Here is a 13,800-nt window from a genome sequence, read left to right as displayed (position 1 = left end):
GGTCGTCCAGAACCCTACGCACGGCCACCGGCGGCGCCGGCCTCGGCCCGCGCTTTGTGTCGGTGTTGCAACACTTGATGCTTATGGCCGAGGCCGACGGTGACGCGCTGGCTCAGGCGAGGCCGCCCTCCCGCATCTGACGCAGTTCCTTCTTCATCTCGGCGACCTCGTCACGCAGCCGGGCCGCGACCTCGAACTGCAGCTCCGCCGCGGCGGCCCGCATGCGCTCGGTCATCTCCTCGATCTGCTCGGCCAGCTCGGCCGCCGGACGGTCCGTGGGCACCGTCTTGCCCTTGGCGGCCTTGCCCGCCTTGGCGCCCTTGGCCGCCTTGCCGCCGAGCGCGGGAACGGGCGCCTTCGCGTTCTTGCCGTCCTTGGTGTTGCGGTAACCGGAGCCGAGGAGCTGTTCGGTGTCGACCTCTTCCCGGGCGATCTGCGCGACGATGTCGTTGATCTTCTTGCGCAGCGGCTGCGGATCGATGCCGCGGGCCTTGTTGTAGGCGATCTGCTTCTCCCGGCGGCGGTTGGTCTCCTCGATGGCCTTCTCCATCGCCGGGGTGATCTTGTCGGCGTACATGTGGACCTGGCCGGAGACGTTCCGCGCCGCGCGGCCGATGGTCTGGATCAGCGAGGTGCCGGAGCGCAGGAAGCCCTCCTTGTCGGCGTCCAGGATCGCCACCAGCGACACCTCGGGCAGGTCGAGACCCTCACGCAGCAGGTTGATGCCGACCAGCACGTCGTACTCACCGGAGCGCAGCTCGCGCAGCAGTTCGATGCGGCGCAGGGTGTCGACGTCGCTGTGCAGATAGCGCACCTGGATGCCGAGTTCCAGGAAGTAGTCGGTGAGGTCCTCGGCCATCTTCTTGGTCAGCGTGGTGACGAGGACCCGCTCGTCCTTGTCGGTCCGCTTGCGGATCTCGTGCACCAGGTCGTCGATCTGGCCCTCGGTGGGCTTGACCACGACCTCCGGGTCGACCAGGCCGGTCGGCCGGATGATCTGCTCGACGACGCCGTCCGAGCGCGACAGCTCGTAGGCGCCCGGAGTGGCCGACAGGTAGACGGTCTGCCCGATGCGCTCCTGGAACTCCTCCCACTTCAGCGGACGGTTGTCCAGGGCGGAGGGCAGCCGGAAGCCGTGGTCCACGAGGGTCCGCTTACGGGAGGCGTCGCCCTCGTACATCGCGCCGATCTGCGGGACGGTGACGTGCGACTCGTCGATGACGAGCAGGAAGTCGTCCGGGAAGTAGTCCAGCAGCGTGTTGGGCGGGGAGCCCGGGGCGCGGCCGTCGAAGTGCATCGAGTAGTTCTCCACACCGGAGCAGGTGCCGATCTGGCGGAGCATCTCGATGTCGTACGTGGTGCGCATGCGCAGACGCTGCGCCTCCAGCAGCTTGCCCTGCTTCTCCATCTCGGCCAGGCGGTCCCCCAGCTCCTTCTCGATGTCGTTGACGGCCCGCTCCATGCGCTCGGGGCCGGCGACGTAGTGGGAGGCGGGGAAGACGTAGAGCTGGCGGTCGTCGCTGATGATCTCGCCGGTGAGCGGGTGCAGCGTGGACAGCGCCTCGATCTCGTCCCCGAACATCTCGATTCGGACGGCCAGCTCCTCGTAGACCGGGAAGATCTCGATGGTGTCGCCGCGCACCCGGAAGGTGCCGCGGGTGAAGGCCATGTCGTTGCGCGTGTACTGGATGTCGACGAAGCGGCGCAGCAGCTCGTCCCGGTCGACCTCGTCGCCGACCCGGAGCGGCACCATGCGGTCCACGTACTCCTGCGGCGTACCGAGGCCGTAGATGCAGGAGACCGAGGCGACCACGATGACGTCACGGCGGGTGAGCAGCGAGTTGGTGGCCGAGTGGCGCAGGCGCTCGACCTCCTCGTTGATCGAGGAGTCCTTTTCGATGTAGGTGTCCGACTGGGGGACGTACGCCTCGGGCTGGTAGTAGTCGTAGTACGAGACGAAGTACTCGACCGCGTTGTTCGGCAACAGCTCGCGGAACTCGTTGGCCAGCTGGGCGGCCAGTGTCTTGTTCGGCGCCATCACCAGCGTGGGACGCTGGAGCTTCTCGATCATCCACGCCGTGGTGGCGGACTTGCCGGTGCCGGTCGCGCCCAGGAGGACGACATCCTTCTCACCGGCCTCGATGCGCTTGGCCAGGTCGGCGATGGCCGCCGGCTGGTCGCCGCTGGGCTGGTAGGGGCTGACGACCTCGAAGGGCGCCACCGTGCGTTCGATGTGGGAAACGGGCCGCATGCCATCCACCGTACGACCCCCCACTGACAACCGGCCCCGGTCAGCGGTTCTGCGGGGTCCGGAAGCGGTGGTGCTCGGGCCGGCGGACCGGCGGGCGGCCCTGGTGGAGGTCGGGATGGCGGTCCGTGTGGGAGGGCACCGCGGCGGCCGGGACGCCCGGTTTGTGCTCGACGGGCGTCCAGTCGGGACCGCCCACGACCATCAGCGGGTCGAAGATCACCACGACGCCCGCGAGCAGCAGGAAGGCGAGCGGACCGATCAGCATCGGCGCGAGCGCGGACGCGTCGGGCGTCCCTCCGGCGGAGTGTCCGGCGCCGTCGAGGTGGACGCGGAGGGCCGCCATCCCGGTGTAGTGCATGCCGCTGACCGCGAGCCCCATGACCAGGCTCGCCCCCACGCTCCACAGGAACCCCCGTACCTGCCCGGCGGCCCACAGGGCGGCGGTGGCGGCCACGACCGCTATGACGACGGAGGCCGCGACGGTGAAGGTGTTGTAAGTGAACTGTCCGTGGAAACGGACGCCGGCCATACCCAGGTAGTGCATCGAGGCGACGCCGAGTCCGGTGATCGTGCCGCCGGTGAACAGCGGGGTGCCGGTGGCGCCCCGGTAGCCGACGATGAAGACCCCCACGCCGACCATGACGATGGCGAGCCCGAGGCTGGCGTAGGTGAGCGGCGCGTCGTAGTGGATCGGCGCCTCCTTGATGGTGAAGCCCATCATGGCCACGAAGTGCATGGTCCATATCCCGGAGCCGATCGCCGCCGCGCCGAGGGCCAGCCAGGCCGGGCGCCGGGAGTGCGTCACCAGCAGGGACCGGGTGGTGCAGCGCAGGCCGAGGGCGCCGCCGAGGCAGGCCATCAGATAGGCCACCAACGGGGTGACGGCCCCGTAGCTGAATCCGTCGACCGTGCCTTGCATCCGCGGCTGCCCTTCCGCTTTCTTGCGTCCCGGAATACCTGAATGTTCCCCCGTCCCAGGACCGCGCGGGCGGTCAGGGTTGTCGCAGAGAGTATGACCCCCACCGGAATGGTCGAACGACTTTCCGGCAAAGAAACACGTCCTGGCCGCAGATGTGCGCCCCCGGTGAGCGGAGCTGACACATCTGCCCCGCTCTGTGGTCGTCGTGCGCCCGGGTGCCGTTGACGCGGAGCTGTCAGTCTGGTGCTGTCGGTATGCACTCGACGCGAGGAGTACGCATGCGCGCACGCCTGGTCGCCGCCCTGGCCGTCGCGGCCGTGGGAACGGCGACGGTCCTGCTGAGCCCAGGCTCCGCCGCCCGGGCGGGCGACGGCGGGACACCCACCGTGATCGCCCACCGGGGCGCCTCCGCCTACGCGCCCGAGAACACGCTGGCCGCCATCGACAAGGCCGCCGAGCTGGGCTTCTCCTGGGTGGAGAACGACGTCCAGCGCACCAAGGACGGTGAGCTGGTCGTCCTGCACGACGACAGCCTGGAGCGCACCACGGACGTCGAGGACGTCTACCCCGGCCGGGCTCCATGGAAAGTGCGGGACTTCACGGCCGCGGAGATCGCCCGGCTGGACGCGGGCAGCTGGTTCTCCCCCGCGTACGCGGGCGCACGCGTGCCGACGCTGGAGCAGTACATGCGCCGGCTCGAACACGATCACGAGAAACTGCTCCTGGAGATCAAGAGCCCGGAGCTGTACCCGGGCATCGAGCAGCAGACGCTGAAGCTCCTCGGGAACGAGGGCTGGCTGGACGGCCGGCACCGGGAGCGGCTGGTCGTGCAGAGCTTCAGCGCCGACAGCGTGCGGACCGTCCACGAACTGAAGCCGGCGGTCACCACCGCCTACCTCGGCGCCCCCGATGTGGCGCAGTTGCCCCGGTTCGCGGGGTTCGCGGATCTCGTCAACCCCTCGCAGGGGTCGCTCACCCGGGAGTACGTCTCGGCGGTGCACGCCCTCCACGGGCCGCACGGCCGGCCGCTCGGGGTGTTCGTCTGGACGGTGGACGACGCGTCCGCAGCCCGCCGGGTCGCCGCCTACGGGGTCGACGGGATCATCACCAACAAGCCCGACGTGGTGCGGACGGCGCTGGAATCGGACTGAGTCCGGGCGGGCGTTGTCAGTGGCGGGTCGTACCGTGGGCGCATGGACAGCCTTGGGCAGGATGAGCGGCGGGTCGTGTGGGCGGTGGTCGGTACGGCCATCGGCCCGCTGATGCTGGCGGCGACCTCAGAGGGCCTGGTCAACGTGGTCTTCCACGCCTCGGACGCGGTGCGCGACCGGGCGCTGGAGCGGCTGGCCGCCCGGCTGGGCGGCGAGCCCGTGGAGGATCCGGACTCCCCGCTGCTGGCGGAGGCGATACGCCAGTTGCGGGCGTACTTCGCGGGTGAGCGGAGCACCTTCGACCTGCCGCTGGACTGGTCGCTGATCTCCGGGTTCAACCGGCAGGTGCTGCGGGAGCTGGCGGCCGGTGTGCCGTACGGCACCGTGGTGGGGTACGGCGATCTGGCGGGCCGGGTCGGCCAGCCCGGCGGGGCGCAGGCGGTGGGCGCGGCGATGGGCGCCAATCCGCTGCCGTTGGTGGTGCCGTGCCACCGGGTGGTGGAGAGCCACGGCGGCATCGGGGGTTTCGGCGGCGGGCTGGAGACCAAGCGGAAGCTGCTGGCGCTGGAGGGTGTGCTGCCCGAGCCGCTGTTCTGACCGGCCGCGGGTGCGAGGGCCGGCCGCACGCGGCCAGGACCCTTCGTTTCCCTGGCCGGGCCGCGAGCCCGGCCTGTTCCGGACCAGGGCCTGGTCGTGGGGGCGGATCTCAGTCGTAGTGCCGGACCTCGAAGACGTTGCCGTCGGGGTCGCGGAAGTAGAAGCTGCGGGTGGCGTTGCCGCGGGCGCCCGACAGGCCGGGGTCGATACCCGACACGGGGACCCCGTGTCCCTCCAGGCGGGCGCGCAGGGCGTCGAAGGCGTCGGCCGGCAGGGCCAGGCAGACGTGGTTGACCGGGTGTCCGGCGCTGTCGGCCGACCCGGGCAGCATCCTCATCCGCGCGGCGAAGGAGCGCGGGGCGAGGTCGAGGACGGTCTCCTCGTTGACGCGTACGGAGGGGAAGGGCGCCGTTCCCTCCGTGTACTCGGCGACGCCGACCGGCTCCAGACCGACGGCCGTCTGGTAGAAGGCCGCCGCGGCGACCGGATCGGCCACCCACAGGACGACGTGGTCGAGGCGCGTGCTGTTGTCCGTCATACGTCCCAGGCTGGTGGCCTCCCCCGCGCGCCACAAGCGTTTAGCCGTGACCGGCGCCCGCCAGAGATGAGAAGGGACCGACGGACAGGAGGCGGGCACGTGGTGCTGGTGGTGTCGGAAGAAGTCCGGGAGGCCATCGACGCGGGGCGGCCGGTGGTGGCGCTGGAGTCCACGATCATCGCGCACGGTCTGCCCCGTCCGCGCAACCTGAAGGCGGCGCTGGAGCTGGAGGAAGCGGTACGGCGGGAGGGTGCCGTACCCGCGACCGTCGCCGTGCTCGACGGGCGGCCCCGGGTCGGCCTGGACAAGGAACAGCTGGCACGGATCGCGAACGAGGACGGCGTCCGGAAACTCGGCCACCGCGACCTGCCGCTCGCCGTGGCGGCGGGCGCCAGCGGGGCGACGACCGTGTCGGCGACGGCACGGCTCGCCGTACTGGCGGGCATCCGGGTGTTCGCCACCGGCGGGCTGGGCGGTGTGCACCGGCAGTGGACGGTGTCCCAGGACGAATCGGCCGACCTGGGGCTGCTGGCGCGGACCCGGATCACGGTGGTGTGCGCGGGCGTGAAGTCGATCCTGGACGTGCCGGCGACGCTGCAGCGGCTGGAGACGCTGGGTGTGGCCGTCGCCGGGTACGGCACGGACCGGTTCCCGGGCTTCTATCTGACGGACTCGGGCCATCCGGTCGACTGGACGCTGGACACCCCGGAGCAGGTCGCCGCCGTCATGCGCGCCCAGGACGCGCTGGCCGGGCCGGACGCGGCGCTGATCGTCGCCCATCCCGTCCCGGAGGCGGAGCAGCTCGATCCCGGGCTGCACGCGCGCGTGCTCGCCGACGCGCTGGACGCCTGCGCACGGCAGGGTGTCAGCGGGCAGGCGGTGACGCCGTTCCTGCTGGACTATCTGGTCCGGCACACCGACGGGGCCTCGCTGGACGCCAATCTGGCGGCGGTGCGCGGCAACGTACGGCTGGCGGCGCGGATCGCCACGGCCTGGACCGGGGAGTGAACGCGGGCCGAGCACTGCTGGTCGTCGGGGACGTGGTCACCGACGTGGTCGCCCGGCACCGGGGACCGCTCGCGGCCGGCACCGACACGGCCGCCGCGATCCGGACGGTGCCGGGCGGCGCGGGCGCCAACGTGGCCTGCTGGGCGGCCCGCGCGGGCTGTGCGGACGTACGGCTGCTGGGGCGGGTCGGCGCGGACGCCGTGGCATGGCACGAGCGGGAGCTGGTCGCGGCCGGTGTACGGCCCCGGCTCGTGGTGGATACGGAGGCGGCGACCGGGACGGTGCTCTGCCTCGTCGACACGCGTGCGGCGGCCGAGCGGACGTTTCTGACGGACAGCGGGGCGTCGCTGCGGCTGGACCCCGCCGACTGGTCGGACGCGCTGCTCGACGGGGTGGGCCGGCTGCATCTGTCGGGTTATCTGCTGTTCACAGAGTCGAGCCGGGCACTGGCCGAGACGGCGCTCGCGGCGGCCCGCGCGCGGGGTGTGCCGGTCAGCATGGACCCGGCCTCGGCCGGCTTCCTATCGGAGCTGGGGGTGGACCGTTTCCTGGCGTTCGCACGCGGGCTGGACGTCTTGCTGCCCAGCCGGGACGAGGCGTGTCTGCTGACCGGGCTGCCGGATCCCGCGGACGCGGCGGTCAAGTTGAGCCGGCTCGTACCGCTGGTGGTGGCCAAGATTGGTGCGGACGGGGCGCTGATGGCCCGTTCCGGCACCGCGCCGGTCCGGGTCCCGGCCATGCCGGCGGCGCCCCGGGACACGACGGGCGCGGGCGACGCCTTCACCGGGGCGTTCCTCGCGGCCCTGCTCGCGGGCGCTCAGCCGGAAGAGGCGGCGGCACGGGGCTGCCGGGCGGGCGCCGAGGCGGTGGGACGGATCGGCGGCCGGCCACCGCGCCGGGGCGACACGAGTTAGGTGGCTTCCTTGCCGTGCGGGAACGGGGCCCGGCGGTCTCGGACGGCGGTTACGCCTTGCGCCCCCAGGCCGAGATCAACGGGGCGGTGGCCAGGTCCATGGTGCCGGACTCCACGTCGGCCAGGTGCTGGTCGATCTCCGCGTCGGTGGCCAGGCCGGCGGCGACGAGCCGGTCGCGGATCTGACGGACCGTCGCGGCCTCCAGGGCGGTGCAGGCGGGCGAGGTCACGGGGAAGTACGCGTCGGCCTCCACGCCGTGCAGCCCGGCCTCCCGGAGCAGCCGCGGGAGTGTGCGGCCGTAGGACAGGTCGGCGCCGCGGTCGGCGAGCAGGCGGCGGAAACCGTGGCGCAGCCGGTTGGCGAGCCGTTCCCGCGGGCCGTGCTCGTCGGGGCAGATCAGGGGCTGGAGGGCGGGGTCGGCATCCTCGATCAGCAGTCGCCCGCCGGGCCGCAGGGACTCGATCATCGACCGCAAGGCCCGCTCCCGGTCGGGCACGTGGACGAGGACCAGCCGGGCGTGGACCAGGTCGAAGCCCTCCCCCGGTGGTTCCCCGGCGCCGACGTCGTGGACGAGGACCCGCACCGGCGGACGGGCCGCGGGGACAAGCCGCGAGGTGTCGATGTCGGTGGCGACGACCTCCCCGGCCGGCCCCACCTTCGCAGCGAGCCAGGAGACGACGGAGGTGCCGCCGGCCCCGACTTCCCAGCAGCGCGAGCCGGGTCCGACGCCGAGCGCTTCGAGGTGCCGGAAGGTCGTGGGGTCGAAGAGGGTGGCGAAGGCGTCGAAGCGCCGGCCGGCCTCGTCCTGCCGGTTGTCGAGCAGGTATCCATCGGATGACGTCATGCCGCCGATCCTCCCAGCGTCCCGGTCGCCCCGGCCGTCCTGTTCCCGCAGTGCGGGCACCCGGTTGTCCACAGGCGGGAACCAAGCGGAACTTCCCGTTCCCACAGGTCCGCACGCGTTCTGCCCGGGACTGGCAGACTTGCGGAGCAAGGCGCGGGAGCGTTGCGCGAGGGGATCCACACGGGGAGATCCGGATGTCCATGGCAGGGAATCTGCGGAAGGTCACGGCGCTGGGCAGGGTCGGCGGCCTGCGCAAGGTGGCGCGGCTGGCCCGGCGCCGGCCGCGGGTGGACCTGAGCCATCCCGCCAGATCACCGCTGGGCTCGTCGGTGGTGAACTGCGTGACGTATCAGGACGGCGTGCGCGTGTCCGGGTGCGCCGACCTCGTGGATGCCGTGCGGCTGGTGCGCAAGACGGGCGAGGGCTTCGTCTGGCTCGGGCTGCACGAGCCGACGGAGCGTGAGTTCGCGGGTGTCGCCGAGTTGTTCGCCCTGCATCCGCTGGCGGTGGAGGACGCGGTCGAGGCCCATCAGCGGCCGAAGCTGGAGCATTACGGGGACACGCTCTTCGCGGTCTTCAAGACCGTCTGCTACGTGGAACACGAACGGCTGACGGCGACCAGCGAGGTGGTGGACACCGGCGAGATCATGGTCTTCGCCGGCCGGGACTTCGTGATCACGGTACGGCACGGCCGGCACGGCTCGCTCGGCCCGCTGCGCGAGGAGCTGGAGACGGACCCGGTGCAACTCGCCAAGGGGCCGGCAGCGGTCCTGCACGCCATCGCCGACCATGTCGTCGACGACTATCTGAGCGTCACGGACGAGGTGCAGGGCGACATCGACCAGGTCGAGACGGAGGTGTTCTCGGAGTACGGCGCGCGGCTCGACCCGGGCCGCATCTACCAGATGAAGCGCGAACTGCTGGAGCTGAAGCGGGCGGTGGTGCCGCTGGGCCGCCCGATGGAGGACCTGGCCACCCGGCCCATACGGGTCGTCGGCCCGGAGATACAGGCCTACTTCCGGGACGTGCTCGACCACCTGATTCGGGCCAAGGACCAGATCGCCGCGTTCGACGAGCTGCTCAACTCCATCCTGCAGGCGCATCTGGCGCAGGTGACCGTCGCGCAGAACGAGGACATGCGGAAGATCACGGCCTGGGCCGCGGTGATCGCCGTGCCGACGATGGTGTGCGGGGTGTACGGCATGAACTTCCGCCATATGCCGGAACTGCACTGGCGGTTCGGGTATCCGCTGGTCATGGCCGTGATGGCGGTGACGTGTCTGACGCTGTACCGGGGCTTCCGGCGCAACGGCTGGCTCTGAGCGGCGCAGCGCGCCGGTGCGGCGGACGGCGGAGCCGGGCGGCGGGGTCCGCCGGGCTGGTCCTGGCCGGTGGGCGCGGGTAGCCGGCCCAGGCGGGGTGGCCACGGGTCAGCCGGTCCAGTCGGGATGGCGCGGGTCAGCCGGCCCAGGCGGGGTCGCGGGTCAGCCGGTCCAGGCGGGGTGGCGCGGGTCGTCGGCGCGGACCAGGACGTCCGCCGTCCCGGCCGGGTCGGTCTCGGCCTCGTAGCGTTCGAAGGCGGGCAGCGTCCAGTGGTCGGCCTCGGGCGTGCGGCGGCGCAGGGCGCCCGGGGAGAGGAGGAGGTGAACGGTCAGATCGAACGGGAACCAGTGACGCAGCAGGAGGGGGCCGTGGAGCAGCAGGATGCCGCCGGGCGGGAGCGGGACGTAGGGGCTGCGGGTGGCCCGGTCGGTGACCGGATCCCACAGGTCGGGCAGGATCCGCCCGCTGCCGCCGGGATCGAGCGGGCCGAAGACCTCCCGCCACAGGGCGCCCGTGTCGAACCAGCCGCTGTAGTACGACTCCGCGTCCCGTCGCCCGTGTTCCAGGCGGAGCGAGGCCGGGCGCAGGAAACCCTCGGTGCCGACGACCAGCGAGGGCCGGCCGCGCACCCGCAGCGCCTCCCCGACCCGCGTGGCGAGGTCTCCGGGCCGAGCGGCCGGCGCACCGTCGAAGCCGACACGCGGCCAGGCCCCCGCATCGGCCGGCGCCGCGTCGGCCAGGCGGTCGGCGAGTCGCTCGGCCAGCCGGTCCCAGGTGATCGCTTCGAGTCGCACAGGGCCCATGATGCCGGGTGGTCCGGTACGGCGACGAGAACGGTCAGGGGCGGGCGTCGGCCGCGCGACGGGCCGCGAGCAGGGCGGGGAGATGGGTCTCGCTCCAGACGCGGGCCGCGTCGAGGAGGGGGATCAGGGAACGGCCGAGCGGGGTGAGCGCGTACTCGACGCGGGGCGGGTTCTCGTCGTAGGCGGTGCGGGTCACCAGGCCGTCGCGCTCCATCGCGCGCAGGGTCTCGCTGAGGACCTTGGGTGTGACGGCCTTGAGCGGGACCCGTAGTTCACCGAAGCGGCGCGGCCCGTGCTGGAGGCAGCGGATGACCATGCCGGACCATTTGTCGCCGACCCGGAAGGGCACGGCGGAGGACGGACACAGGGGGTGGAACATGTCGGGATCGATAGGTGCGGGACGGCCTGGGTCCGTCGCGTCGGTCATCCGTCGAGGGTAGCGCCGGTTCCGTTGCGGTAACCGGGGGTGCGGTCCCTAAGGTCCCGGTCGGACGCCAACGGGCGTGCGGAAGCGGGAGGTTGTGGATGAGCGGGATCGTGGTCTTCGGGGCCGGGGGCCGGGCCGGACGGGCGGTGACGGCCGAGGCACGGGCGCGGGGCTTCGCGGTGACGGCCGTGGTGCGGGATCCGGCGCGGTATCCGGATCTCGGCGCGGAGGGCGTCACGGTCGTAGCGGGTGATGTCACCGACCCCGGCTTGGTCGCGGGGGTCGCCGGCGGGCACGCGGGGGCGGTGCATGCCGTCTCGCCGTTCAGCGGGCCGGAGCAGGGCTTCGACACGCTGGACCCCGAGTTCTTCGTGAAGGCGGCCGACGCGCTGCTCGACGGGCTCGCGTCGGCCGGTGTGGACCGGCTCGTCGCGCTGGGCCTGGCCGCCAACCTGCTCGGGGCGGACGGGCGGCCGGTGATGGACGACCCGCTCGTCTTCCCGCCCGATATCCGGCCGTTCGCGCTGGCGCACACGGCCGGGCTGCACCGGCTGCGGGAACGCGGGGACGGGCCCGTCGACTGGGTGATGCTGACGCCTCCCGGGTTCCTCGACCCCGGAGGTGCCCGGACGGGGCGGTATCGCGTCGGCGGGGAACGGCTGCCGGGTGACGGACGTGCGCCGTGGCTGTCGTACGCGGATCTGGCGGTGGCGGTGGTGGACGAGATCGAGCGGCCGGTGCGGCACCGTACCCGGGTGTCGGTGTTCAACTACCGGGAGGAGGGCGTGGGGTGAGTGGGTAAGCGGGGTAGGAGGCGTGGGCGGCGGCCGGGGTCAGTACCGCGCAGGGAGGTTCCCGCAGCTTCCCGCTCCCCGCTCCCCCGGGCGGCTCGTCCTCGTCCGGTCGCCGACACGCGTGAGCGGTGTGCCGGCTGCCGGCATGGTCCGCTGTCGCCGTCGGCATGGTCCGCTGTCGCCGCTGGTGCCGGATCGGCGCGGGCGGCGGAGGGCGAGCGGTTCGCGGTGGCGTTCACTGCCGTGGTCCTCCGGCTCTGCCCCGGTTGTCCGGCCGGGCAGGACCGGTCGAACGCGGGTCACGCGTCGGTACGGGCCGGGCGCGATGCGGCTGGGTGTCGGCCGGGCGCGGTGTGGCCGGGCGCCGGCCGGGAGTGCGGCGGTCGTGGCGGGTGCGCCGCACGCGGACGGGCCGTACGACCAGCCGCCGAGATGGTGTGCCGCGGTGCGGGCACGGCGCCGGATCGTGCCGGACGGGAGAGTGTGCTGCGGGCATGGCGGGAGGTGGAGGCGAGCACGTGGATCGAGACGGAGCCCGACCGGAGGAACGCCGGACCGCGTGGGGCGGGCCGGCTGCCGGTGGCCCCCGGCAGAAAACGCTGTTCCCCGCCTGCGCGGTCGGCGGCTGGGACGTATCGTGGCCGGAAGGGTGCCGCAAGGATGACGCACGGCCCTTCGTACACGCGGCGCCGGCGGTGCCCGTACGCGAGGAAGACGCCATGGCCGATCCCAAGGGGTTCATGACCACACCGCGCCAGGAGTGGCCGCGGCGGCCCGTCGAGGAGCGGGCGAGGGACTGGGACGAGGTGTACGTCCCGGGAGCGCTGCTGCCCATCGTCAGCAAGCAGGCCGACCGCTGCATGGACTGCGGTGTCCCGTTCTGCCATCAGGCCTGTCCGCTGGGCAATCTCATCCCCGAGTGGAACGATCTGGTGGCCCGGGAGGACTGGAGGGCGGCGAGCGACCGGCTGCACGCGACCAACAACTTCCCGGAGTTCACCGGCCGCTTGTGTCCGGCGCCGTGCGAGGCGGGGTGTGTGCTGGCGATCAACCAGCCGGCCGTCACCATCAAGAACGTCGAGTGCGCGATCGCCGACCGGGCGTGGGAGGAGGGCTTCACCCCGCCCCGGCCGCCCGAGCGGTTGTCCGGGAAGACAGTTGCGGTCATCGGCTCCGGACCCACCGGACTGGCCGCGGCGCAGCAGCTGACCCGGGCCGGGCACACGGTCGCGGTGTACGAGAAGGACGACCGGGCCGGCGGGCTGATGCGGTACGGCATCCCCGCGTTCAAGATGGAGAAGCGGCATCTGGAACGGCGGATCGAGCAGATGCGGGCGGAGGGGACGAGGTTCCGCACCTCGACGGCGGTCGGCCGGGACGTTCCGGCGGCCGAGCTGCGGACCCGGTACGACGCGGTGGTGATCGCGACCGGTGCCACGGCGTGGCGGGAACTTCCGGTGCCGGGACGGACGTTGAACGGGATACACCAGGCGATGGAGTATCTGCCGCTGGCCAATCGGGTGTGCGAGGGTGATCTGGAGGTCTCGCCGCTGTCGGCCGCCGGCCGGCATGTGGTGATCGTCGGCGGCGGGGACACCGGGGCGGACTGTCTGGGCACGGCGGTGCGCGAGGGGGCCGCGTCCGTCACCCAGCTGGACATCTACGCACAGCCGGATGCCGAGCGCGACGAGGACACCGAGCCGTGGCCGACGTATCCGAGGGTCTACCGGCTGTCGGCCGCGCACGAGGAGGCGCGGGACCTGCGGACGGCACCGGCGGCGGACGCGGACGCGCGGCTGTTCGCGGCGTCCACGCTCCGCTTCACGGGAGACGGGAGGGGCAATGTGCGGTCGCTGCACCTGGTGGAGGTCGACGAGCGGCGGCTGCCGGTGCCGGGCACCGGGCGGGACCTCCCGGCCGGCCTGGTGCTGCTCGCCCTGGGCTTCTCCGGGCCCGACCAGGAGGACGGACTGATCGGGCAGTTGGGGCTGGCGCTGACGCCGCGGGGCACGATCGCCCGGGACGACGGTTTCGCGACCAACGTTCCCGGGGTGTTCGCCGCGGGGGACGCGGCGCGCGGGCAGTCGCTGATCGTGTGGGCGATAGCGGAGGGCCGGGCGGTCGCGGCGGCCGTCGACCGCTATCTGACGGGCAGTTCCCGGCTCCCGGCCCCGATCGGGCCCGCGGACCGGCCGATGGCGGTCTGAAGAGGGAGCGGAGCGAGGCCAAAC

Annotated in this window: 13 protein-coding genes; 7 read left to right on the top strand and 6 right to left on the bottom strand. The window is 72.5% G+C overall.

Going from position 1 to position 13,800, the window contains the following annotated elements:
- Positions 1 to 112: 112 nt before the first annotated feature.
- Entirely contained in the window at positions 113 to 2,251 is a 2,139-nt protein-coding gene (gene uvrB / locus ACZ4SV_RS19805) for an excinuclease ABC subunit UvrB (protein WP_365872717.1), read from the bottom strand.
- Between the two features lie 40 nt (positions 2,252 to 2,291).
- Complete coding sequence (locus ACZ4SV_RS19800) at positions 2,292 to 3,170, bottom strand: MHYT domain-containing protein (RefSeq protein WP_468005808.1); 879 nt, start codon at positions 3,168 to 3,170, stop codon at positions 2,292 to 2,294.
- Positions 3,171 to 3,448: 278 nt separating this feature from the next.
- Between ACZ4SV_RS19800 and ACZ4SV_RS19795 the strand changes: the two genes are divergently transcribed.
- Positions 3,449 to 4,321 carry a glycerophosphodiester phosphodiesterase gene (locus tag ACZ4SV_RS19795; RefSeq protein ID WP_468005806.1) on the top strand — a complete coding sequence of 291 codons (873 nt, stop codon included), beginning with the start codon at positions 3,449 to 3,451 and terminating at the stop codon, positions 4,319 to 4,321.
- A 42-nt stretch (positions 4,322 to 4,363) separates the two neighbouring features.
- Entirely contained in the window at positions 4,364 to 4,918 is a 555-nt protein-coding gene (locus ACZ4SV_RS19790; protein ID WP_468005804.1) for a methylated-DNA--[protein]-cysteine S-methyltransferase, read from the top strand.
- Between the two features lie 109 nt (positions 4,919 to 5,027).
- Here ACZ4SV_RS19790 and ACZ4SV_RS19785 read toward each other — a convergent pair whose 3' ends face one another.
- A complete protein-coding gene (locus ACZ4SV_RS19785) occupies positions 5,028 to 5,456 on the bottom strand; it encodes a VOC family protein (protein ID WP_468005802.1) in 429 nt (142 codons plus the stop codon).
- Between the two features lie 99 nt (positions 5,457 to 5,555).
- Between ACZ4SV_RS19785 and ACZ4SV_RS19780 the strand changes: the two genes are divergently transcribed.
- Together ACZ4SV_RS19780 and ACZ4SV_RS19775 are read left to right on the top strand one after the other, a co-directional pair.
- Positions 5,556 to 6,464, top strand: coding sequence for a pseudouridine-5'-phosphate glycosidase (locus tag ACZ4SV_RS19780; protein ID WP_468005800.1), 909 nt, complete (start codon positions 5,556 to 5,558; stop codon positions 6,462 to 6,464).
- Positions 6,449 to 7,378, top strand: a complete 930-nt coding sequence (locus ACZ4SV_RS19775) for a carbohydrate kinase family protein (RefSeq protein ID WP_468005858.1) — start codon at positions 6,449 to 6,451, stop codon at positions 7,376 to 7,378. The genes ACZ4SV_RS19780 and ACZ4SV_RS19775 overlap by 16 nt, the downstream gene beginning before the upstream one ends.
- Before the next feature lie 49 nt (positions 7,379 to 7,427).
- Here ACZ4SV_RS19775 and ACZ4SV_RS19770 read toward each other — a convergent pair whose 3' ends face one another.
- Positions 7,428 to 8,222, bottom strand: a complete 795-nt coding sequence (locus ACZ4SV_RS19770; protein ID WP_468005798.1) for a methyltransferase domain-containing protein — start codon at positions 8,220 to 8,222, stop codon at positions 7,428 to 7,430.
- 194 nt (positions 8,223 to 8,416) lie between these two features.
- On the opposite strand from ACZ4SV_RS19770, the gene corA reads away from it, so the two are divergent.
- The gene (gene corA / locus ACZ4SV_RS19765) at positions 8,417 to 9,544 is read left to right on the top strand and encodes a magnesium/cobalt transporter CorA (RefSeq protein ID WP_468005796.1); all 1,128 of its coding nucleotides are present in this window, start codon (positions 8,417 to 8,419) and stop codon (positions 9,542 to 9,544) included.
- 162 nt (positions 9,545 to 9,706) lie between these two features.
- On the opposite strand, the gene ACZ4SV_RS19760 is transcribed toward corA, so the two are convergent.
- Positions 9,707 to 10,339: a nucleoside/nucleotide kinase family protein gene (locus ACZ4SV_RS19760; protein ID WP_468005794.1), complete on the bottom strand. Its 633-nt coding sequence runs from the start codon at positions 10,337 to 10,339 to the stop codon at positions 9,707 to 9,709.
- A gap of 43 nt (positions 10,340 to 10,382) precedes the next feature.
- Positions 10,383 to 10,727: a winged helix-turn-helix transcriptional regulator gene (locus ACZ4SV_RS19755; protein ID WP_468005792.1), complete on the bottom strand. Its 345-nt coding sequence runs from the start codon at positions 10,725 to 10,727 to the stop codon at positions 10,383 to 10,385.
- Positions 10,728 to 10,873: 146 nt separating this feature from the next.
- Here ACZ4SV_RS19755 and ACZ4SV_RS19750 point away from each other — a divergent pair, with 146 nt between their 5' ends.
- Entirely contained in the window at positions 10,874 to 11,569 is a 696-nt protein-coding gene (locus tag ACZ4SV_RS19750; protein ID WP_468005790.1) for an NAD(P)-dependent oxidoreductase, read from the top strand.
- 719 nt (positions 11,570 to 12,288) lie between these two features.
- Positions 12,289 to 13,776: a glutamate synthase subunit beta gene (locus ACZ4SV_RS19745; RefSeq protein ID WP_468005788.1), complete on the top strand. Its 1,488-nt coding sequence runs from the start codon at positions 12,289 to 12,291 to the stop codon at positions 13,774 to 13,776.
- Positions 13,777 to 13,800: the final 24 nt, after the last annotated feature.

Source organism: Streptomyces sp. NPDC027672 (assembly GCF_055566335.1).
The sequence above is the reverse complement of the archived record's forward strand: the minus strand, read 5'-3'. Positions and strand labels throughout refer to the sequence as shown.